At 71.8% G+C, this 21,416-nt stretch carries 19 protein-coding genes and 1 pseudogene; 10 read left to right on the top strand and 10 right to left on the bottom strand.

The annotated features are described in order from the left end of the window. The first annotated feature begins 53 nt into the window (after positions 1 to 53). Together ACH4NX_RS25320 and ACH4NX_RS25315 are read left to right on the top strand one after the other, a co-directional pair. Positions 54 to 1,226 carry an epoxide hydrolase family protein gene (locus tag ACH4NX_RS25320; protein ID WP_398128718.1) on the top strand — a complete coding sequence of 391 codons (1,173 nt, stop codon included), beginning with the start codon at positions 54 to 56 and terminating at the stop codon, positions 1,224 to 1,226. Between the two features lie 415 nt (positions 1,227 to 1,641). Then, on the top strand, positions 1,642 to 2,190 hold the full coding sequence (locus ACH4NX_RS25315; RefSeq protein WP_351387244.1) for a DUF4232 domain-containing protein: 549 nt from the start codon (positions 1,642 to 1,644) through the stop codon (positions 2,188 to 2,190). A 291-nt stretch (positions 2,191 to 2,481) separates the two neighbouring features. Here ACH4NX_RS25315 and ACH4NX_RS25310 read toward each other — a convergent pair whose 3' ends face one another. The 3 genes from ACH4NX_RS25310 to ACH4NX_RS25300 form a co-directional block, all read right to left on the bottom strand. Further along, positions 2,482 to 3,042, bottom strand: a complete 561-nt coding sequence (locus ACH4NX_RS25310) for a hypothetical protein (RefSeq protein ID WP_351387247.1) — start codon at positions 3,040 to 3,042, stop codon at positions 2,482 to 2,484. A 145-nt stretch (positions 3,043 to 3,187) separates the two neighbouring features. After that, a complete protein-coding gene (locus tag ACH4NX_RS25305; RefSeq protein ID WP_351387249.1) occupies positions 3,188 to 3,772 on the bottom strand; it encodes a hypothetical protein in 585 nt (194 codons plus the stop codon). Then, complete coding sequence (locus ACH4NX_RS25300) at positions 3,765 to 4,319, bottom strand: SigE family RNA polymerase sigma factor (protein WP_351387252.1); 555 nt, start codon at positions 4,317 to 4,319, stop codon at positions 3,765 to 3,767. The genes ACH4NX_RS25305 and ACH4NX_RS25300 overlap by 8 nt, the downstream gene beginning before the upstream one ends. A 313-nt stretch (positions 4,320 to 4,632) precedes the next feature. On the opposite strand from ACH4NX_RS25300, the gene ACH4NX_RS25295 reads away from it, so the two are divergent. Then, positions 4,633 to 6,156, top strand: coding sequence for a PH domain-containing protein (locus ACH4NX_RS25295; RefSeq protein WP_398128719.1), 1,524 nt, complete (start codon positions 4,633 to 4,635; stop codon positions 6,154 to 6,156). Positions 6,157 to 6,287: 131 nt separating this feature from the next. Here ACH4NX_RS25295 and ACH4NX_RS25290 read toward each other — a convergent pair whose 3' ends face one another. After that, positions 6,288 to 8,351 (bottom strand): flavin monoamine oxidase family protein, encoded by a 2,064-nt coding sequence (locus tag ACH4NX_RS25290; protein ID WP_398128720.1) that lies wholly within the window; start codon positions 8,349 to 8,351, stop codon positions 6,288 to 6,290. Between the two features lie 60 nt (positions 8,352 to 8,411). After that, a pseudogene (locus ACH4NX_RS25285) lies at positions 8,412 to 8,954 on the bottom strand (GNAT family N-acetyltransferase); the annotation flags it as partial. 245 nt (positions 8,955 to 9,199) lie between these two features. Between ACH4NX_RS25285 and ACH4NX_RS25280 the strand changes: the two are divergent. After that, complete coding sequence (locus ACH4NX_RS25280) at positions 9,200 to 9,976, top strand: polysaccharide deacetylase family protein (protein WP_351387258.1); 777 nt, start codon at positions 9,200 to 9,202, stop codon at positions 9,974 to 9,976. Positions 9,977 to 10,109: 133 nt separating this feature from the next. Continuing rightward, positions 10,110 to 11,750 (top strand): carboxylesterase/lipase family protein, encoded by a 1,641-nt coding sequence (locus tag ACH4NX_RS25275; RefSeq protein WP_398128721.1) that lies wholly within the window; start codon positions 10,110 to 10,112, stop codon positions 11,748 to 11,750. 21 nt (positions 11,751 to 11,771) lie between these two features. Here the strand turns inward: ACH4NX_RS25275 and ACH4NX_RS25270 are convergent, their stop codons facing one another. After that, positions 11,772 to 13,274, bottom strand: a complete 1,503-nt coding sequence (locus ACH4NX_RS25270; RefSeq protein ID WP_351387263.1) for a SulP family inorganic anion transporter — start codon at positions 13,272 to 13,274, stop codon at positions 11,772 to 11,774. Between the two features lie 340 nt (positions 13,275 to 13,614). On the opposite strand from ACH4NX_RS25270, the gene ACH4NX_RS25265 reads away from it, so the two are divergent. Then, positions 13,615 to 14,019 (top strand): MerR family transcriptional regulator, encoded by a 405-nt coding sequence (locus ACH4NX_RS25265; protein WP_351387266.1) that lies wholly within the window; start codon positions 13,615 to 13,617, stop codon positions 14,017 to 14,019. A gap of 102 nt (positions 14,020 to 14,121) precedes the next feature. On the opposite strand, the gene ACH4NX_RS25260 is transcribed toward ACH4NX_RS25265, so the two are convergent. Both ACH4NX_RS25260 and ACH4NX_RS25255 read right to left on the bottom strand, forming a co-directional pair. Continuing rightward, a complete protein-coding gene (locus ACH4NX_RS25260) occupies positions 14,122 to 15,411 on the bottom strand; it encodes a phosphatase PAP2 family protein (protein ID WP_398128722.1) in 1,290 nt (429 codons plus the stop codon). A 139-nt stretch (positions 15,412 to 15,550) separates the two neighbouring features. After that, positions 15,551 to 16,966: an FAD-dependent oxidoreductase gene (locus tag ACH4NX_RS25255; RefSeq protein WP_398128723.1), complete on the bottom strand. Its 1,416-nt coding sequence runs from the start codon at positions 16,964 to 16,966 to the stop codon at positions 15,551 to 15,553. 119 nt (positions 16,967 to 17,085) lie between these two features. Here ACH4NX_RS25255 and ACH4NX_RS25250 point away from each other — a divergent pair, with 119 nt between their 5' ends. Further along, entirely contained in the window at positions 17,086 to 17,451 is a 366-nt protein-coding gene (locus tag ACH4NX_RS25250; RefSeq protein ID WP_398128724.1) for an ArsR/SmtB family transcription factor, read from the top strand. Between the two features lie 86 nt (positions 17,452 to 17,537). Here ACH4NX_RS25250 and arsB read toward each other — a convergent pair whose 3' ends face one another. Together arsB and ACH4NX_RS25240 are read right to left on the bottom strand one after the other, a co-directional pair. After that, the gene (arsB, locus tag ACH4NX_RS25245; RefSeq protein ID WP_351387275.1) at positions 17,538 to 18,635 is read right to left on the bottom strand and encodes an ACR3 family arsenite efflux transporter; all 1,098 of its coding nucleotides are present in this window, start codon (positions 18,633 to 18,635) and stop codon (positions 17,538 to 17,540) included. Continuing rightward, positions 18,632 to 18,940, bottom strand: coding sequence for a metalloregulator ArsR/SmtB family transcription factor (locus tag ACH4NX_RS25240; protein ID WP_351387278.1), 309 nt, complete (start codon positions 18,938 to 18,940; stop codon positions 18,632 to 18,634). Before ACH4NX_RS25240 ends, arsB begins: the two co-directional genes overlap by 4 nt. A gap of 49 nt (positions 18,941 to 18,989) precedes the next feature. Here ACH4NX_RS25240 and ACH4NX_RS25235 point away from each other — a divergent pair, with 49 nt between their 5' ends. The 3 genes from ACH4NX_RS25235 (at position 18,990) to ACH4NX_RS25225 (ending at position 20,768) form a co-directional block, all read left to right on the top strand. Continuing rightward, entirely contained in the window at positions 18,990 to 19,409 is a 420-nt protein-coding gene (locus ACH4NX_RS25235) for an arsenate reductase ArsC (RefSeq protein ID WP_351387280.1), read from the top strand. A 137-nt stretch (positions 19,410 to 19,546) separates the two neighbouring features. Then, the gene (locus ACH4NX_RS25230; protein ID WP_351387283.1) at positions 19,547 to 20,467 is read left to right on the top strand and encodes an alpha/beta hydrolase; all 921 of its coding nucleotides are present in this window, start codon (positions 19,547 to 19,549) and stop codon (positions 20,465 to 20,467) included. 76 nt (positions 20,468 to 20,543) lie between these two features. After that, complete coding sequence (locus tag ACH4NX_RS25225) at positions 20,544 to 20,768, top strand: hypothetical protein (RefSeq protein ID WP_279566356.1); 225 nt, start codon at positions 20,544 to 20,546, stop codon at positions 20,766 to 20,768. Positions 20,769 to 21,416 lie beyond the last annotated feature (648 nt).

The raw sequence follows: 21,416 nt of genomic DNA, 5'->3' as shown, positions 1-21,416 counted from the left end.
ACGACGGCATGCTAGAACCGCCTTAGCCGGTTCCGCGCTGCCCAGGAGGTCTCATGTCCCGTCCAGCCAGTGACGTACGAGCATTCGAAGCCCATGCGACCGACGCCGACCTCGACGATCTGCGCGCGCGACTGGCCGCGGCGCGGCTACCGGAAGCCGAGACGGTCCCGCGCGCCGCGTCCGGCTCTCGCCGATGGGAGCAGGGCGTTCCTCTCGCCGACCTCGTCGAGGTCGTGAACTACTGGCGCACCGGGTACGACTGGCGGGCGTTCGAAGAGCGCCTCGACCGGATCGGCCAGTTCCGCACGGTCGTCGATGGTCTGGGAATCCATTTCCTGCACCGCCGGTCCACGCGCGCGGATGCCACTCCTCTGGTCCTGACGCACGGCTGGCCGGGCAGCATCGCCGAGTTCATCGACGTGGTGGACGAACTGGCGGATCCACAAGACGCGGACGCGCCCGCCTTCCACGTCGTGGTCCCGTCACTGCCAGGCTTCGGCTACAGCGACAAGCCGGCCGGCACCGGATGGGGAACGGAAAGGATCGCGGCCGCATGGGTGGAACTGATGGGACGGCTCGGCTACCGCGAGTTCCTGGCCCACGGCGGCGACTGGGGAGGCAATATCACCACGGTTCTCGCCGGCAGGTTCCCGGCGCACGTCCTCGGCATCCACACCTTGTTCGCCGAGGCGCCGCCCGGACTGACGACGGACGGGCTGACAGCGGTCGAGCGCGAGTGGACCGAGCAGACCCGGGATTTCTGGCGCCACCGCGCGGCGTACGCGAAACAGCAGGCGACCCGACCGCAGACCATCGGCTACTCGCTCGTCGACTCACCGGTCGGGCTTCTTGCCTGGATCCTTGACAAGTTCGCCGAGTGGTCGGACACCGAGGACAGCCCGTTCGAGACGATCTCCAGAGACAGGATTCTCGACGACGTCACCCTGTACTGGCTGACGCGGACCGGCGCGTCCGCGGCCCGCATCTACTACGAGAGCCACAACTCGCTGGACCCCGGCCTCCGGGTCGACGTCCCGGCGGCGATCAGCATGTATCCCCGCGACATCGAGAAGTGTCCGCGCCCCTGGGCACAGGAGCGGTACCGGCGGATCGTCCGATGGAGGGCGCCCGACAACGGGGGGCATTTCCCGTCGCTGGAGGTCCCCCGGTATTTCGTCAAGGACCTGCGAGAGGGCCTCGCGGCAGTGCTGGCCGCCCAGGCGTGAACGCGGCACGGTGAACCGGTATCCGATCATCGCCTGATCCGGTTCGAGGCGTTGCCCGACGGCTTCCGGACGACCCGGCGTCGGCCGCCCCCTCGCCCGGGGCGTCCCAGCCGTGAGCCATTCCATTCCGGCTTCCCAGGTGAGTCCCGTTCCACCAGGTCAAGGGCGGTGTACGCGTCCCAGCGTCCCACGATCGCCGAGGGAACGGCGGATGGGACGCCGCATGGCCCAGGCTGGGGTCGTCCCAGCACGGCGCATCGCCGGGCACGGTGATCAGATCCGCTCGACTCCTGTCCCTCGGCCCGCGCTTCGGCGCGCTCTTCGGCGCCCCGGGCAGCACGGCCAGGACAGGACCCGACCGGCAGTCCGCGATCAGGAGAACGTCCTCCTGATGCTCAGAGAAAGCAGTCCACTCATGCGTATCGCCACTCGTTTCCTCTCCCGTACGGCCGCCTCCTCCATGGTCGTCACCGCCGCCCTCGCACTCGTCGGCATCCAGGCCGCCGGCCAGACCGCCTCCGCCGCCACGAAGCGGGCGCCCTCGGTCGTCACCTGCACCGCGGCGAACATGAAACTGACCGTCACCGAGGCGTCCCGCCCGATCAACCACCTGCTGATCAAGGCCACCAACACCGGCGCCAAGCCCTGCTACGCCTACAACGCCCCCTTCCTGAGGGCCGGCGCCGACGCTCAGGCCCCGCTGCCGTGGGCCGAGGAGACCACGCCGCAGGCCGTGGTGACGCTCAAGCCCGGCCAGTCCGCCTACGCGGGTGTCCTGACGTACTCCCCCGACGGCGAGGGCGGCAGCACCGCGAAGACCCTCGGCGTGATCCTCGCCGACAGGGACGGCGACGCGACCGGCAAGGAGAAGACCCAGAAGCTGCCGAACGGCGGTGTCTTCTTCAACAGCGCCGCCACCGTCACGTACTGGCAGGACAACGCGGCGGACGCCCTCTCCTGGTAGCCGTCCCGGCGTCCCACGACACAGTCGCCGTCCGGCCGCACCGCGCCCCGCCTTCCCCCGGGGCGCGGTGCGGCCGGTGGCACCCCGGGCGGACGCGATGTCCGGCCGCGCGCGTGCTCGGCCTCCACGGTTGGTCGGCCTCCGCCGTTGTTTCGGTCTTCGCCGTTTGTTTCGGTCTTCGCCGTTGTTCGGCCTCCGTGGTTGTCCGTCGTCGCGTGCCGGATCCGTAACAGCAGGTTCGGGCCGCCGGTTGCCAGCGGGCACGGGGTCGACGAGGTCGTGGCCCGCCTGTCAGGGCGTGTACAGCGACTGCAGCCTGGTGACCTGTCCCTCTCCGTCGAAACTCAGGTCGTACCCGACAAGCGCGGGGGACGAGGAGGCATGGGCCGTCAGCCGGCTGACGAAGTCCGCCTGGGAGTACGACGCGGCGTGCTTCGCGTCGCCGAGCGGGACCGACAGCAGCACCTGGGCGTCCTCGGCCATGCGCACCTCGGTGTACGGCCCCTCGCCGGGGACGATCACCCATGCCTCGAACTGGGGGTGGGCCTTCTTCTGGGCGGGCCGCACCGACAGGTACGTCCCCGCGTCGCTGGTCCGGGCCTTCTCGATCTGCACGAACTGCTTGGTGCCGGCCCAGGGGGCCGGGTCGCCCGGCGAGGACGTGCCGTCCGGGTCCGCACCGTCGCCCGGCACGGTGGTGGCGGCCGACGGGGAGGGCGTCGCCGATGCCGCGGGTGCGGTGGCGGCGGCCTCCGGCCCGTCGCTCTCACCGCTGCACCCGGTCAGGGCCGCGAGGCTGAGGGCGAGAGCGGTGAGGCAGCGCACGGCGGTCCGGCGGTGTGAGACGCGCATGGTCGAAGTCCCCCAAGGTTCAGGTGTGTTCTGAGTACGTGGTCTCTACGCGCCACCCCACCCCTCGGGTTGCACCCCGGTCCCGCGGATTTTCCGCCGTCCGCCCCGGAACACCCCGGCGCACCCCGGCGCACCCCGGGCGGACTCAGTCGGCGAGCCAGTACGCCTCGCGCAGCGAGTTCACCCGGCCCTCGCCGTCATAGTCGATCGCGAACACCCACCGCGGCCCGCCCGCCAGTCGGTCCACCAGCCGGCCCAGCTGCGTGTCCGTGGGTTTCCCGCCGGCCAGCCGCCGTGCTTCGACCAGCGTCCCCCGCGGCAGGGTCAGCGTGTGCACCACACCACCGGGCTCCGCGGTGCCCCCCTCGCCTCGGAGCCGCTCGACCGTGACCTGGACCGTGTCCTCCTTCGCCACGGCGCCGTACACGTAGCCCAGCTCGCTGGTGTACTCCTCACCCGGCGCGGGCCTCGGCGGCACGAACCGCGAAGCGGTCGGCGTCGGGGCGGCGGCGGGCGGCTCGGGCTCCCGGGACGCCCGGGTCAGTGCCAGACCGCCCACGGCCACGGCCACGGCCAGCAGCGCGCCGCCGGACGCCAGAGCGGCCCGCCGGCGACGCAGGCGCTGCTCACCGCGCGCACGGATCCGCTCCGCGGCAAGCGGCGCCGCGTGCCGCCGGCCCGACTCGGCGAGCTCGGCCAGGTACTCCTCCAGCCCGGCTTCGTCAGCCATGACGCACCTCCGACAGGCGGGTCGTCCGCGGATCCAGCTCGGTGTCGGCCAGCAGCCGTGCCAGCGCCGCCCGCCCCCGGCTCAACTGTGCCTTGACCGTACCGACGGGGCAGCCGGCCTCGACGGCCACCTGCTCGACCGACAGGTCACACAGATGGTGGAGGACGACGGCCCGCCGTTGGGCCTCGGGGATCTGCCGCAACGCCTGGACCAGCAGCACGTGGTGCGGTTCCGGTGGCGGGACCGTGGCCGGCGGACCCTGCCGCCGGGCGAAGGCGAGCGCGGTCCGCACCCGCCGCCACCGGCTGACCGCCAGCCGCCAGGCCACCGTGCGCACCCACGCCTCGGGGGCGCCGTCCAGGTCCAGCTCGGCCCGGCGCTCCCAGGCCCGTACGAAGGCCTCCTGGACCACGTCCTGCGCCTCGGCGAGGTCGCCCGTCATCGCGTACAGCTGGCCGATGAGCCGGCCGACGCTCGCCGCGTAGAAGGTGTCGAACTCGTGCTCGTCCGCACCCCGGCCGCCGCGCGGTTCATCTGGTCGTCGCATGCCTCTCCCGTCACGCCGCACGGTCCCACTCGACCCCCTCGCAGCACAAGGAATCCGGCCACCCGCGCGCACGGCCCACGCCACCCGCGCGCACGGCCCACGCGACCCGACGCGGTGCTCCGGTGACGACCACCGGCGGACGGGCGTCCTCCGCCTCCGCGCAGCACCGCAGCACCACAGCACCGCCGCACCGCCGCACCGCCGCACCGCCTGACCTGGGCTTCACGATGTGCTCTCCGGCAGTGTCGAGGGCCGGAACACTGCCGGATGCCGCACAAGCGGTCGTGGCACGGCCGATGGCACGATGCCGCGCATGACCACTGGCCGGGAAGTGAGCTGCCGCCCCCACCACAGACGGCCCCTGTGGTTCGTGGCCGGACTGGGGGCGGCCGGGGCCGCCCTGGCCGGAGGGCGCCTGGCGTACTCGGGTGAGCTCGTGGACGGGTGGGTGCTCGGGGGCCTGCTGGTCGCTCTGGTGGGCGCCGTGTGCTGGTACGCGGTCACCGTCGGGGTGACCGCCGACGCGAACGGCCTGGAGTCCCGGTCGTTGTCGCGCCGCCGCAGGCGCATGCGGTGGCAGGACATCGCCGACCTGCGCGTGTACGTGCAGTACGGGCGCCACGGGGAGGAGTACCTGCGCGTCGAGGTGGTGCTGCGCGACGGGCGGACCCGGCGCCTGCCCCTGCCGGTGAGCGGGTCCCGGAGCGACCGGGCGGCCTTCGACGAGGAGTTGGAGGCGTTCCGCGCGCTGCACCGTCGTCACGGTGCGCCGGAGTCGGACCATCTCGCCGTCATCTCGAAACGCACCGCCGGGCGGGGCTCGGCCGTGCCGCTGGGCCTGTGCGTGCTGCTGCTCGCGGGGGCCGGTTTGGCCGCGTGGTTCGTGCCGGTCACCGGGGCCACGAAGGAGGCGTGGACGTCGGCCGTCCCGTGCACCGCCGCGACGCCCTCCGCCGAGCGCGCCGAGTGCCTGACCACCCTGCCGGCCGTGATCGCGCGGACCGAGGTCGGCGAGGGGAAGCGGAGCAGCAGCCTGTACTTCGCCGACGACCGCCCGCTGGACCGGCTCACGGTCTCACGCGAGGGTGCCCGGGGCTTTCGGCCCGGCGACCACGTCGAGGTCACCCTCTGGCGCGAGCAGGTCAGGGTGGTCGCCAGAGGCGATCACGTGTGGCGCGAGCACTTCACCAGCGCCCGGTCAGTGGCAGTTGTCGCGGCCGCGTGCGCCCTCGCCGCCGGCTGGCCCGGTGCCCGAGTACTGCTGCTCCGGCGCGGGCGCCGCCTGCCCGACGACGAGGTACTGCCGTCGGCGCTCCCGTTCACGGGCGTGATCGTGGTCACGGCCCTGTGGCTGCTGCCGCTCTGCTATCTCCACCCCATGGGCCTGCCGGCGTCTCCCGCGCCCCTGACCTGGGCGGTCGCGGGGTCGCTTGCCACGCTGGGACTTCTCGCCCTGGCCTGGCGCGCGACGAGTGTCCGTACCGTCCGAGAAGCCACGGCGGCAGCGGCGGCCCGGGAGCCCTCCGACAGGGACGTGTTCCTGGCCGCCCGGTTCCTGGAAGCCACCGACTACAACCCGAACGGCTTCGGTACCCACATCGTTCTCGGAGGCGGCGCGCCCGCGGTCACTCCGCACTCCGGCCCGGGACGGTTCGCGGCGAAACGGATCCCGGCGCGGCGGCTCACCGCCAAGGGCGTGCGACGCCTCCGCGGCAGCGACGGCGAGACCGTCCCCCGGAGCTGGCACATCGCCGAACTCGACGACGCGGGCCGGCCGGTCCGCCTCGCGGCGGCCCCTGACGACCTGGCCCGCATCGTCCGCGCACTGGGCCTGTGAGGACCTCCGTGAACGCCACGGCTCCTCTCGTCACCCGCGCTCCACCGTGCACCCCAGGCCACCGGCCCGGGGTGCGCGGTGGACCGGTCCCGTGCCCGGTGTCGCGGACACGGGGATCGTGGCCGCCGCTGTCAGCCGGTGTGGACCTTCAGGGCGGACCGGACGGCTGATTCGAGGGCGCCCTCGATCCAGGCCGGTTTGATCGAGGTGTGGTCTCCCGCGAAGTGCAGCGGTCCCTCGGAGGTGGGGATGTCGGGGAACAACTCCGTGTGCTGGCCCGGGAAGAGCACGGACGCCTCGCCGTAGGCGTAGTGGTCGCGCGTCCAGGACTGGGTCTGGCACTTGCTGGTGAAGAAGACCTCGCACCGGCGGCCGAAGACGGCCTGCAGTCCGGCGAGGGCGCGCAGACAGCGCTCCTCGTCGGCGTAGGCGTCCCACTTGAGGGCGTCGTCGGCCCAGCTGTAGGAGGCGAGCACGATGCCGCCGTCGCTGCCTTCCATGGGGTGGGCGTGCTCGAAGTACATGAAGCGGTTGGCGTTGTCGCTGACGGAGCCGCCACCACGGACGTGAGCGGCTTCCACCTCACCCTCCATGGCGGGCCGGAAGGCGGCGAAGCAGTGCTTGCACGCGTCGGGGACCGTCACGCCCAGGTCCTTCACGGACTTGTGCGCGCCGAGATACCTGGCGTCCCTGACCTTGCCCGTCCGGTACTTGTCGTAGAGGCCGTCCTCGATGGTGTCGAGGGCCTGCTTCCACTGTGCCTCGGTCCACTCCCACCAGCGCCGGGAGAACTCCAGCAGCACCTTGGTCGCGGAGTCGTAGTGCAGCTCCGTGATGGCCCGCCGCTTGCCGTACGACAGCGGGGGGTCGAAGGCGACGTGCCGCAGCCCGGAGAAGGGGACGGTGACGATCGCCTCGTCGCCCTCGAAGACCTCCGTGGCGCCCCCCTTTCCCGTCTGGCAGTCCTCGGAGATGGTGTGCACCCGCACCTTGCCGCCGGCGCGTTCGATGCGTACGGCGCGCCGGTCGAGCCGTACCTTCCCCTTCACCGGCGCGTACAGCGCGTCGGCGAGCAGCGCGGTGCCGCCCTTGATCTCCCAGAACTTGGTCTTGGGGTCGATCAGCGCGGCGGACAGGAAGCTGTGCAGGAAGGAGAGGTGCAGCCGCGAGGTCAGGTTCTGGATGGTCCCGACCAGGTCGATGGTCCTGGTGTCGAGCTTCGCGACTTCGGTCAGGTAGCGGTACATGGACCAGTGTCCGTACCGCTCGAGGACCTCGGTCCACCCGTCGACGAGGGCTGTTCCCTCCTTGCCCCGCACGAGCCGGTGCGCTGGTTCGAGGGCGTCCGCGAGGATGGCGGCGGCGGTCCTCTTGCGGTCGGCGCCGGTGATCCCGAAGGTGTCGTTGACCCGTTCCGGGTTCCTGTCGTAGTCCGCCCGGCGCTCGCGGATGCCGTTGACGTGGATCCAGGTGCGGTTGGTCTTCTTCGCCGGGTCGTCGGGGTCGACGTCCACCAGGTAGAACTCCTGGCGGGGCAGCTTGAACTTCTCCAGCAGGGCCATGAGGAGCGGGTGGCTGTCGGGCAGTCGCATGGCCCCGGCCTCGGCGTACTGCGCGGGGTCGGCGAACGGCTGCCTGCCGTTCTCGTGACCGCCCTTGCGGAACGTCTTGATACGGCCGCCGACCCGGTTGTCGTTGGCCTCGATCACGACGACGTCGTGGCCGGCCCGGTTGAGCAGGTCGGCGGCGAGCAGGCCGGCCGGTCCGGCCCCGACGACCAGGACCCGCTTCGTGGCCTTCGAACGGCCGGTCGGCAGACCGTTGTTGACGACCTTCACATAGGACGGGACCAGGGGCTTGTCGTCTTCGTCGTGGACGACGACGGCGCGGGCGACCGTCCGGTACGCAGCGGGGTCGGTGCCGGGCGGCGCCGCGGCCGGTGCGATCGCGGGCGCGGTGGCGGGGCTGAGCGCGGTCGCGGAGGTGGTGGAGGCGGCGGTGAGCCCGACGGCGAGCGCCGAGGCGCCGGTCGCCGTGACCACGGACCGCCGCGAGGGCAAGGGGACACGCGGGGCCGACGGCCGGTGCGACGTGTCGTGAGGGGCGGAGGCGGGCTGCTGCTCCTCGCCCGCCGTGTGGGTCTTCTTCCCGGACGGCGTGCTGACGCCGGGAGTGTGCGCGTTCTGAGTGTTCATCGCGCATCACTCTTGGCTCACGAGCGACACGGAGGTAGTGACTTCACACGGAAGAGGCGTTCAAACCACTCGAACCGGGTCGACAGCCTGCGCCGGGTTCACCCGGGGAGAGAAGGGGGGCGTACACACGTGGCCGCGGATCGTGCCCTCCTCCGTCATGCCTGCCGCGGCCATGGTGCGGGCCGAGGCGGTGTTGAGGGGGGAGCGGGCGCCCCAGACGCGGTGGAGGGCCAGGTCCTCGAAGGCCAGGCCCAGCAGGAGGCGTACGGTCTCGGTGCCGTGGCCGGTGCCCCAGGTGTCCGGGCGGAGGGCGAAGCCCATGGTGGCCGCGCGCTGCTGGTGGGGGTCCGTCGCCAGCCGGGCGAAGCCGATCAGGTGGCCGGAGGGCGGAGTGACCACCGCCGGCGCGTACTCGGTGCGGGGCTCCGCAGTCGCCGCCGCGACGGAACGGGCGACGATCCGGCCGGTCTGCTCGCGGGTGCGGGGCTCGAACAACAGGTGCTCCGTCGCCCTGGGGTCACCGTGGCCGGCGAGCACCGCGTCCACGTCGTCGACGGTGAGCTCACGTAGGCCGAGGCGCCGGCCGGAACGCTGGACCGGGTACGTGCGGGGACCCTGTCGCCGGTGACGGCGGACGCGGGACGGTCTCGGCGGACGCGGGACGGTGGCCATCGAACACAGCTCGGTGACCGTCGAACACAGCTCGGTGACCGTCGAGTTGTCCGTGAACTCCGCCGGGATTGTCCGTGATCCGTAACGGACGCATCCCGGGGTCACCTTTCGTCGTCCTGTCAGATGGTCCCGAAGCGACGAGGACCGACGGGCGACGGGGCGAGAGCGGGGCGGACATGGCACGGCACGGTGGTGGACGGGGCTGGTACGGCAAGGTGGTCGGGGCGGCGCTCGGGGTGACGGTGCTCGCCGTCGGCGCCTCGGTGTGGACCGCGCAGGCCGACCCCGTGGGCGGACCGTCGCCGAAGGCGACCGTGTCGGCCACGCCGGCGGGCGGTGGCGCCGAGCCGGTCGACGTGACCATCGCGCACGCCTCGGACAAGGGGCCGCGCGGCGTGAACATCACCATCGACGACGGCCCCGACCCCGCGTGGACCCCCCAGGTTCTCGACATCCTGGACGAGTACGGGGTGAAGGCCACGTTCTGTGTGACGGGGACGCAGGCGCAGGCCCACCCGGACCTCGTGAAGGAAGTGGTCGCGGCCGGTCACCGGCTGTGCGACCACACGGTGTCGCACGACACCGCCATGGACAAGAAGTCCGAGGCCTACCAGTCGCGGGAGATCCTCGACGCCGAACGCATGATCATCGAGGCGTCCGGCGGCGTACGGCCGATGTACTACCGGGCGCCCGGCGGGGCCTTCACCCCCTACAGCCGTCAGCTCGCCGCCTCCCGGGGCATGCGCCCGCTGGGCTGGAACGTGGACACCAAGGACTTCGAGCGGCCGGGCGCGGACGCCATCGTCGCCACCGTCGAGCGGGAGCTTCCCAACGGGCCGACGCTCCTCTTCCACGACGCGGGAGGCGACCGCTCCCAGACCGTCGAGGCCCTGCGCCGCGTCCTCCCCTGGCTCCAGGAGGAGGGCTACTCCTTCGGCTTCCCGGTGCGCTGACTCCCGGCTCCGGCCGGGCCGGCGTTCGACAGGCGAGCCGGTCGGCCACCCGTGGGGTGGTGGGGCTTCCCCCACTGTCCGGGGGTGGCTGACCGGCTCTTTCCCCGGGCCCCGACTCCCTACGCTGACAGCCATGTTGAAGAAGACAGCACGCATGGCCATCGCCCTCGGCATCACCGCGGGACTCGTGAGCGCGACGGGGACCGCCGCCGCCACGGACCACGGCGCCGGTCCCGTCGTACACACCGACAAGGGCACGGTCCGCGGCACGGTGACCGACACGGCGCGCGTCTTCCAGGGCGTCCCCTACGCCGCCCCGCCCACCGGTGAGCGGCGCTGGGCTCCCACCGCGCCCGCGAGACGCTGGCACGGTGTCCTGGACGCCTCCCGGCCGGGCAGTGCCTGCCCGCAGACGGGATCCACCCCGCCGGCCGGTCCCGCCTCCCTGGACGAGGACTGCCTCTTCGTCAACGTGACCACCCCGCGAACCGCCTCGGCCGAGCCGAGGCCGGTCATGGTCTACCTGCACGGCGGCGACCACACCGACGGTTCCGGGGACATGCACGGCGCCCGGCGGCCGGCGGCCCGGGGCGACGTGGTCGTGGTGACCGTCAACTACCGCCTCGGCGCCCTCGGCTACCTCGCCCACCCCGGCCTGGAGGGTCGTCGCGGGGAGTCCGGCAACTACGGCTTCCTCGACCAGCAGGCGGCTCTGCGCTGGGTCCAGCGCAATGCCGCCGCCTTCGGCGGGGACCGGGACAACGTGACGCTGTTCGGCGAATCCTCCGGCGCCTACAGCACCTGCGCCCACCTGGTCGCCCCGTCCTCGGCCGGACTCTTCCACCGGGCCGTCCTGCAGAGCGGGGCGTGCCTCGCGACGGCCCACACGCGTGAGCGGGCGGACGCACTGGAGCAGGGCGAGGAGGCCGCCCGGGCGATCGGGGAGCGGGCCACCGAGGACGACGGGACCCGGCCCGGCGAGCCCGCCGACCGGCGCACCGGCCGGCGCACCGACTGGCGCACCGCCGAACCCGAGGACCTGGTGTACGACTTCGGACGGAGCCCCTGTCCCTACGGGCCGGTCTACGGCGGCAGGCTCCTGCCGCGCACGCCGCGGGAGGCCTTCGCCACCGGCGAGTTCAACAGGGTCCCCGTCCTCCAGGGCATCAACCGCGAGGAGGGACGGGCGGGGGTGTACGGAGCGGAGATGGGCAAGAAGTCCGAGACCAAGGACCCGGCGGCGACGCTCGACGAGGCCGACTACCTGGAGCGCCTGGACGACGCGTTCGGCCCGGAGAAGGCCGCCGCCGTCGCCGCCCGCTACCCCGTCGTCGCGTACGACGGGAGCCCGGCCCTCGCTCTGGGGGCGGTCCTCACCGACTCCGACCTCGCCCGGCTGACGGTCGACACCGGCCGGGTCCTCTCACGTGCCGTCCCTACCTACACGTACGAGTTCGCCGACCACGAGACGCCCTGGTACGCGGACGCGGAGAGCTGTCCGAAGCCTTCCTTCCCGATGGGCGCCGCGCACACCTTCGAGCTCCCCTACCTCTTCGAGCTCAGCGAGTTCGAGCCGCTCACCGACGCCCAGCGACGCCTTTCCGACTCGATGATCCGGATCTGGTCCGACTTCGCCCGCACCGGCGAGGCACCCTGGAAGCCCACCACCCCGGCCGCACCGAACGCGTACTCCCTCGCCTCCGGGCCGGGAGGCAGCCACCCGGTCGACTTCGCGAAGGACCACCGGTACGGCTTCTGGAAGTCCCTGGGCTGACCCGCCCGGAGCGGCCCTCGGTCAGTGTCCGCCGGTCAGTTGGCCGGCGAGGCGCTGGTGCATGTCGGCGCTGGGCTCGTTGAGGCCCACGATGGTGACCTTCTTGCCGCGCTGGGCGTACTTGGTCTCGATCGCGTCGAGGGCGGCGACGGAGGAGGCGTCCCAGATGTGGGTGCCGGAGAGGTCGATGACGACGTCGTCGGGGTCACCCTTGTAGTCGAACTGGTGGACCAGGTCGTTGGAGGAGGCGAAGAACAGCTCGCCGGTGACCGAGTAGACGACCTGCTTGCCGTCGGGGTCGACGACGCCGGAGACATTGGCCAGGTGGGCTACCCGCCTGGCAAAGATGATCATCGCGGCCACGGTGCCGACGACGACGCCGATGGCGAGGTTGTGGGTGGCGACGACGAACACCACCGTGGTCACCATGACGATCGTCTCCCCCAGCGGCATGCGCTTGAGGGTCCCGGGCCGGATGGAGTGCCAGTCGAAGGTGGCGACCGACACCATGACCATGACGGCGACGAGCGCGGCCATGGGAATGTCGGAGACGACCGGGCCGAAGACGACGCACAGGACCATGAGGAAGGAACCCGCGAGGAAGGTGGACAGACGGGTCCGGGCGCCGGAGACCCGCACGTTGATCATGGTCTGGCCGATCATGGCGCAGCCGCCCATGCCGCCGAAGAAGCCGGTGACGATGTTGGCGATGCCCTGGCCGATGGACTCGCGGGTCTTGTTGGAGCGGGTGTCGGTGATGTCGTCGACGAGCTTGGCCGTCATGAGGGACTCCATCAGGCCGACCAGCGCCATGGCGAGGGAGTAGGGGGCGATGGTGGTGAGCGTGTCCAGGGTGAAGGGGACGTCCGGCAGGCCCGGGACGGGCAGGGAGGACGGCAGCTCGCCCTTGTCGCCGACGGTGGGGACGGCGATGCCGGCCGCCACGGTGATCACCGTCAGCACGACGATGGAGACCAGGGGCGCCGGGATCACCTTGGTGACCTTCGGGAAGAACACCATGAGGGCCAGGCCGCCGGCGAGGAGCGGGTAGACGGCCCAGGGGACGTCGCGCATCTCGGGCACCTGGGCCATGAAGATCAGGATCGCCAGGGCGTTGACGAAGCCGACCATCACGCTGCGCGGCACGAAGCGCATGAGCTTGGCCACGCCGGCCGCGCCGAGGAGCACCTGGAAGACGCCGGCGAGGATGACGGCCGCGACCAGGTAGCCGAGGCCGTACTCCTGGTTGAGCGGGGCGATGACCAGGGCGACCGCACCGGTGGCCGCGGAGATCATGGCCTTGCGGCCGCCGACGACCGAGATGACGACCGCCATGGTGAAGGACGCGAACAGCCCGACCGCGGGGTCCACCCCGGCGATGATCGAGAAGGAGATCGCCTCCGGGATCAGCGCGAGGGCGACGACCAGGCCGGCCAGCACCTCGGTGCGCAGGACCTTCGGGGAGTCGAGCCATTCGGGCTTGGACAGGCGGAACCTGGGCGCCGCGGGCAGCAGTGAGGACATGCAACCGTTCCTGTTCGGGCGCGTGCGTCACCGGCCGGGTACGCGTGCGCGTCGTCTGCGAGGTCATGCCGTAGGGCACACATGACCCGGTGCCTGCGCAAGGAGCGGAGCCCCTCGGTCGGGCATCATGGCCCGGAAGTCTTCGAACGCCGTCGGAGCCGGTCGGTGCCCGCGGCACGGCGCCACCTGAAGACTCTACCCTGACGTAAGGGCAGAGTGAGAGTGGCGGCATGTGAAACACAGGTGAACACCGACGGGCATCCTGTGATTCACACCACTCCACCCGAGATGCTTTACGGTTTCGAAGATCGAAGGAAACAACGAAGGGGATCCTGGGGCGATGACGGATCAGCGGCAGATGCAGATCGGCGAGGTGGCCGAGCGGACCGGTCTGTCACTGCGCACCATCCGTCACTACGAGGAAGTCGGCCTGGTGGTCCCCTCGGCCCGCAGCAAGGGCGGCTTCCGGCTCTACACGGAGTCCGACGTCGAGCGCCTGATGGTGATCCGCCGGATGAAGCCGCTGGACTTCTCCCTGGAGGAGATGCGGGACCTGCTGGACATCACCGACCGGCTGGCCTCCGTCGACGGCCCGCCCGCCGGCGAGGACCTGGAGCGCCTGCGGGAGCGGCTGGACGCCTACCGGAAGACGGCCGACGCCCGCTGCGAGGCCCTGCGGTCCCGCCTGGCCATGGCCGAGGACTTCGCCGCCACCCTGCGCAGCCGGATGCGAGCCGGATCCTGACGCCGGCGGCCCGGCGCGCCCCTGGGGGGCCGGGGGCAGGCTTCCTCCGCTCGCGGCCCGGGGACGGCGGCGGAGCGGCCACCACGGCGTCGGCGAGGACCGTCAGATCAGTTCGAGTCGCGGTTCCGGTTTCGGCACCGGTGTCGCGGCCCGCGGCTCCCACAGTCTGACGGTCCGCGCATAGCCGTACACCACCGAGGCCATCGCCAGAACGAGAAGAGGGCCGAACACCCAGGGGCGGGCGGCCATTTCCGTCGGGAGACAGCGAGCCGACGCCAGGAGCGCGGCGAAGACCACTGCCCCGTGAGCGACCAGCTGGATTCCCGGCCGGTCCCAGCCGCGGTCGAACGAACGCAGCCCCGCCTCGATCGTGACCGCGAAAACCACTCCGGCGAGAATGTCTATTCCGTAGTGGTAACCGAATCCGAGCGTCGCGCACAGCGTGGCGATAAGCCAAAACGTTCCTGCGAATCGCAGGACGCGCGGGGCCTTCCGGGAGTGGATGAAGATCACGGTGGCCCACGCCGTGTGCAGGCTGGGCATGCAGTTGCGGGGCGTGATGTCGTCGTACGTCCACGGCTGCGGCGTGCTCATCGGCGGGAGCGTGTCCGGCCACAGGTTGGCCACCGCCCACTCTTCGCCGCCGGTGCCGAACGCGCCGGTGCCGTAGGTGAAGACCGGTCCGACCACCGGGTAGATCATGTAGACGGCGGGCCCGAGGAGGCCGATCACCAGGAAGGTGCGTACCAGGTGGTGACCCGGGAACCTGCGCTCGGCCGCCACGTTGCGCAGCTGGTACAGGGCGACGACGACCGCGGCCACCGCGAGTTGTGCGTAGACCCAGTCGAGGACGTGCTCACCGACCGGGCCCGTGGCGGCGACCAGCCGGCCCGCCAGCCAGGACGGGTCGCCCAGCGCGTGGTCGGCGACCGCCACGTACGGGTCGAGCACCGACGGGTGGGCCTTCGACGTGATCAGCAGCCAGGTGTCGCCGGTCTTGCGGCCGGCCACCAGCAGCAGGCCCAGCCCGACACCCTTCAGCAGCAGGACCCGTTCCTGGCCGGTGCGACGCGTGACGGCGATGACCGCACACCCCAGGATCACCCACAACGCGCCGTTGCCGAAGGAGTGGCCCTCGGTCACCCCGGCGTCGAACACCCACCGCACCAGCAGGAAGACGAGGTCGATCCCGATCGCGACGCCGGCCGCGACGAACCGCTGACGCCAGGTGAGCACCACCATCGTCAGCGCCATGCTCGCGTACAGAAGCGGTCCCGAGGCGGGGGCGGTTATCACCTCTTTCGCCTGGTTGGTCATCGGCCCCGGCAGGCCGTAGCGACGCGCGGCGATCTCCAGCACGATGATGAACCCGAGGGCCGCCACACCCGCCACGGCCCAGAGTCTCGAACGTGGTCGACCCCACGCGGAGAACCTGGTTCTCCACTTTATTCGTGAACGCACCGGTGATGGCATATGTCTTCAATCTTCATGGATCCGGAACAGCAGCCCCTCGGCAGAGGAGACGGAAGAGTCACATTGCGGGTTCCGGGCCCGAGTTGTCGAGATCGGCATCCCCGGACCGGGGAGCGGCGGGCGGCCCGGCCACCGACGTGCCCAGCTGTACGAGCTCGGGTTCCGGCGCGGCGCAGCAGCCGCCGCCGTCGGCCTGCTGGGCGTCGGGGGTGTCGAACAGGCCCGAGCCGCCGCAGACTCCGGTCTCGGGGAGGGTGAGTTCGACGCGGTCGGCGGAGGCGAGGTCGCCGGTGATCGCGGCGACGACGGAGCGGACCTGCTCGTAGCCGGTCATGGCCAGGAAGGTCGGGGCGCGGCCGTAGGACTTCATGCCGACCAGGTAGATCCCCTGTTCGGGGTGGGACAGCTCGCGGTGGCCGTGCGGGTGGACGGTGCCGCAGGAGTGCTGGTTGGGGTCGATCAGCGGGGCGAGCGCCACCGGGGCCTGGAGGCGCTCGTCGAGGTGGAGGCGGACCTCGGAGAGGAAGGAGAGGTCGGGGCGGAAGCCGGTCAGCACGATCGCCTCGTCCACCGGCTCCAGGCGCCGGCCGTCCTCGCCCACCGGCACCAGGCGGCCGTCACCGTCGCGTTCGAAGGCCTCGGTGCGAAAGCCCGTGACCGCGTCGGCGTGCCCGTCGTCGACGGCGGCCTTCGCGGCGAGGCCGAGGGCTCCTCTGGCGGGGAGCTGGTCGGCGGTGCCGCCCCCGAAGGTCGAACCGGAGATGCCCCGCCGGAGGATCCACACCGCGTGCGTCCCCGCGCCTTGCTCGGACCCGGCCAGCTCGGCGAGGTGGGCGAGCGCGGTGAAGGCGGAGGCGCCGGAGCCGATCACGGCGGTGCGCCGGCCCGCGTACCGGGCGCGTACGGCGGGATCCCCGAGGTCGGGGACGCGGTAGGTGACGCGGTCGGCCGCCGCCTTCTCGCCGAGCGCGGGCAGGCCGCTGCCGCCGGCCGGGGCCGGGACTCCCCAGGTGCCGGAGGCGTCGATCACGGCGCGGGCGAGGATCCGTTCCTCGCGGCCGTCGGCGTGGGTGGCGTGGACGACGAAGGGCTGGGTCTCGCGGTCCGCGTCGACGATCCGGTCGCGGCCGGCCCGGGAGACACCGGTGACGGTGGCGCCGGTACGGACCCGGTCGCCGAGGACGTCGGCGAGCGGCTGGAGGTAGCGCTCGGCCCAGTCCCCGCCGGACGGGTACGTCGCCGGGTCGGGCCTGGTCCAGCCGGTGGGGGCGAGGAGCTTCTCGGCGACCGGGTCGACGACTTCGCCCCAGGTGGAGAACAGCCGCACGTGGCTCCACGCGCGCACGGCGGCGCCGGCCCTGTCGCCCGCTTCCAGTACGAGGGGCTCGATGCCCTGTTCGGCGAGGTGGGCGGCGGCGGCGAGCCCGACGGGGCCGGCTCCCACGACGACGACGGGGAGCTGCTGGGTGTTCATGGCGCTCGGTCTCCTCCGGGGCGGAAGGGCGGAGGCGGTCGCCACGGCGACCCCCTGATTCGACGGTTGTCGATACATCGGAGGTTGCCACTCGCATCGACAGACGTCAACATAGACGTATGTCGAAGTCAGAGATCGCGGAGCCGCCCGCCCCTCAGTACGGCGCCGTGGTGCCGTGCTGTCCGCCGATCACGGCCGGGGAGCTGTCCCAGGCGGACGCGGAGAAGACGGCCGCCATGTTCAAGGCGCTGTCGGACCCGGTGCGGCTGCGCTTGTTCTCCAGGATCGCCTCGCATCCGGGCGGGGAGGCGTGCGTGTGCGACATCGCCGACGTGGGCGTCTCCCAGCCGACCGTCTCCCACCACCTGAAGAAGCTGCGCGAGGCCGGCCTGCTGACCTCCGAACGGCGCGGCACCTGGGTCTACTACCGGGTCGCCCCGTCCGTGGTGGCGGCCATGGCCGCCATGCTCGACCGGCGCGGCTGACCCCGCGCGCGCCGGACCGGACCGGGGCGCGTCCGCACGGACCAGGGCGAACCGGCACGGACCGCACCGAGCCGTGCCGTGCCGCATCAGGAACCCGGCCGCGCGGCGGTGAACTTCCGGCGCCAGGCCAGGGAGACGTAGACCAGGGCGACCAGGACCGGAACCTCGATGAGCGGGCCGACCACCCCGGACAGCGCCTGTCCGGAGGTGACGCCGAAGGTGGCGATGGCGACCGCGATGGCCAGCTCGAAGTTGTTGCCGGCGGCCGTGAAGGCGAGGGTCGCGGTGCGGTCGTAGGGGAGGCCGATGGCCTTGCCGAGCGCGAAGGTCCCGAACCACATCACGGCGAAGTACACCAGCAGCGGCAACGCGATCCGGACGACGTCGAGCGGCTGCGAGGTGATCGTCTTCCCCTGGAGGGCGAAGAGGACGACGATCGTGAAGAGCAGGCCGTACAGCGCCCAGGGGCCGATCCTCGGCAGGAACCTCTGCTCGTAGCTCTCGCGGCCCATCCTCTTCTCGCCGACGCGACGGGTGAGGAAGCCGGCCAGCAGTGGGACGCCGAGGAAGACGGCGACGTTCAGGGCGATCTTCCACATGGAGATGTCCAGGTGCTCGCCGTCGCCCAGGCCGAGCAGGCCGGGCAGCAGGTCGAGGTAGAACCAGCCCAGCAGGCCGAACGCGACCACCTGGAAGACGCTGTTCAGGGCCACGAGCACGGCGGCGGCCTCGCGGTCGCCGCACGCGAGGTCGTTCCAGATGATGACCATGGCGATGCAGCGGGCCAGGCCGACGACGATCAGGCCGGTGCGGTACTCGGGCAGGTCCGGCAGGAAGATCCAGGCCAGCGCGAACATCACCGCGGGTCCCAGGACCCAGTTGACGACCAGCGAGGAGACCATCAGCCTGCGGTCGCCGGTGACCGCGTCCAGCCTGTCGTAGCGGACCTTGGCCAGGACCGGATACATCATGACCAGCAGCCCGAGCGCGATCGGCAGCGAGATGCCGCCGACCTCGACCTTCGCCAGGGCGTCGTTCAGACCGGGAACCGCGCGGCCGAGGCCGAGGCCGACGGCCATGGCGACGAGGATCCAGACGGCGAGGAACCGGTCGAGCGTCGACAGCTTCGCGACGACGGAGGAGTCCTCGCCGACGCCTGTCACGGGAGCTTCGGCGCGGGTCACGGGCAGGCCCTCTTGTTTCCGGCGGCGTTGCGCGCGGACTCGGCCAGGTCGGCGAAGTGTCCGGCGAGCCGGGCGATGACGTCGGGACGCAGCCTGTAGTACGTGTACCGGCCGCAGGGCTCGGTCTCCACGACCCCCGCCTCGCGCAGCACTCTGAGGTGGTTGGAGAGGTTGGTCTGCCGCGCACCGGTCTCCTCGACGAGGTGGGTGGTGCACAGCGTCTCGCGGGCGAGCAGGGTCACGATCCGGAGCCTGAGCGGGTCGGCCAGCACCCGGATCAGGTCAGTGTCGACTGACGTCATCATGGACTGATACTTTCACATCACCCAGCGCTGATACGAAAGGGTCCCCCGCATGTCCTCCGCTCCGCTCGCCTCCGTGCTGTTCGTCTGCGTCCACAACGCCGGCCGTTCCCAGATGGCCGCCGGATTCCTCCGGCACCTCGCGGGCGACCGCGTCGAGGTCCGCTCCGCCGGTTCCGTCCCCGGCGACCGGGTCAACCCGGCCGCCGTGGAGGCGATGCGGGAAGCCGGTGTCGACATCGCCGGCGCCAGGCCGAGGATCCTGACCACCGAGGCCGTCCAGGCGTCCGACTACGTCATCACCATGGGCTGCGGCGACGCGTGCCCGGTCTTCCCCGGGAAGACGTACCTCGACTGGGCCCTGGAGGACCCGGCCGGCCGGGGCGTCGAGGCCGTCCGCCCCATCCGCGACGCGATCAGGGCCCGTGTCGAGGCCCTCGTCGCCGAGATCGACGCCCGGCCGGAAGTATGACGCCGTCCCTCCGGCGAGCTACGCACAGGTGCCCACCACGGGGTGACGATTCCGGCTCGGCGTCTCCGTAGCGTTCGGTCCAGGTCGTCGAGGACCAGTTCGTCCGCACCCAGCGCCTCATCCTCCTGGAGAACCTCATGAACCGCGCCATCAGGGCAACCGCCATGGCCGTACTGTGCTGCACCGTGGGCGGCGCGGGGCTTCTCGGCTGCGAGGAATCCCCCGAGGCGGACCCCGGGGCGGCCCCCGCGACGGCGTCCTCCACCACCGCGGGCGATGCCGGAGAGGGCCCGTTCTCCGGGACCGGGAAGATGACCGTCGACGGCCGCTCGGTGAACGTCTCCTGCTCCGGCCGCGCCGCGGACGACAGGCCGGTCGTCGTCCTGATGGCCGGCGCGGGCGACGGACTGACCAGGGTGGCAGGCCTGCAGAAGGCCCTGAGCGAGAAGGAGCGGGTCTGCTCCTACGACCGGCTCGGCGAGGGCGCGAGCGACAAGCCGGACGGCCCCCGGAGCATGGACGACAGCGGGAGGGTCCTGACCGCGGTACTCGACCGGGTCGCCGGTGACGGTCCGGTCGTCCTGGCCGGCCACTCGCTGGGCGGGCTCGTCGCCGCCCGGTACGCGCCCGACCACCAGGACCGGGTGGCGGGGCTGGTGCTGATGGACGCCACCATCCCGAACCTGAACGCGGGCCTTTCGAAGGCGATCCCCGAGCCGGCCACCGGCCCGGGTGCCGAACTGCGCGCGCAGTTCGCCGCGATGAGCCAGGGCCAGAACCCGGAGCGTCTCGTCATCGCCGACGCGAAGGTCCGCTCCGCAGGGGACATCCCCGTGCAGATCGTCAAGCACGAGTCCCAGTACGCCGCGGTCCCCGAACACGGGCCCGCCCTGGAGAAGATGTGGACGGAGGGCCAGCGGGAGTGGCTCGCGCTGTCCAGCCGCAGCGAGCTCTCCACCGCCGCCGGGACCGGCCACTACATCTACGAGGACCGGCCCGACCTCGCCCTGGAGGCCATCCAGGACGTCACCGCACGGGCCGCGGACGGCAAGCGGTAGCGGCGCGAGGATCGTTCCCAAGCCGGTCCCCGGTGATTGTGGTCGGCTCCCGGTGCGCGGGCGCATACTGGTGGCAATGACAAAGCCAGCCGTACCGAAGCGTCATTCGCTGCCCACCAGTCCCTTCAAGGCCCCGGTCGCGCTGCCTCCCAAGCACTTCGAGGTGGGCGACCGAGTCACCCACGACACGTTCGGCCTCGGCCGGGTCATCGCCCTCGAGGGCGGGATCGCGGTGCTCGTGGACTTCGGCTCGGCGCAGGAGCGGATCACCGTGCCCTACGCCAGGATGAGCAAGCTCTAGGACCGCCCGCCCCGCCCCGCCCCGACGGGATGCACGCACCGACGAGTCGGGCGGCCGGCGCCTTGGCGCGGGACGTCCGGCAGAGCCGGTGGTTCGTGCTGCGCGGATGCCGTCGACCGAGCCGTCTCCCTCAGCCGCTCAGACCCGGTTTCACCCACGCGTACCCCCGCCTGGAACGTGACCCCGCCTCCTTTCTTCCCGCTGAACGCCGCTCTTCCCGCTGGGGCGGCGGCCTGGGCGACCTCGCCGGGCGCCGTGCCGCCATGGCGCCGGCCGGCACGGCGCCACGGTCCCGCAGACCGCCCTGGCCCGGCTGCTCGCCGCTCCCCCGTCACCCGCGACGCCTGACGTGTCCTTTGTCTCGGTACACTGGTATCGACACTTATGCCGTTTTCGCCCCCACCCAGCAGCCCCGAGGCCGCGCAGCCCCCCATCAGGGCAGGTCATGGAGGTGCGGTCACGATCCCGGGCGCCAAGACTGCGCCCCACAGGGAGCAATATCTGGTGCCATGACAGGAGAAATCGACCGGACGCCCCTGGAATATTCCTCTGTCCGCCAGACGGAGCAAGATTATTGCCAGCTCCCGGGCGATCACGGCGTGCTACTGTCGTTGGAAGTTGCAGTTGTGGTTGCCTGAAGGTTTTTTC

The sequence above is a fragment of the Streptomyces sp. NPDC017225 genome (assembly GCF_044331465.1).
Classification (GTDB): Bacteria; Actinomycetota; Actinomycetes; order Streptomycetales; family Streptomycetaceae; genus Streptomyces.
The sequence above is the reverse complement of the archived record's forward strand: the minus strand, read 5'-3'. Positions and strand labels throughout refer to the sequence as shown.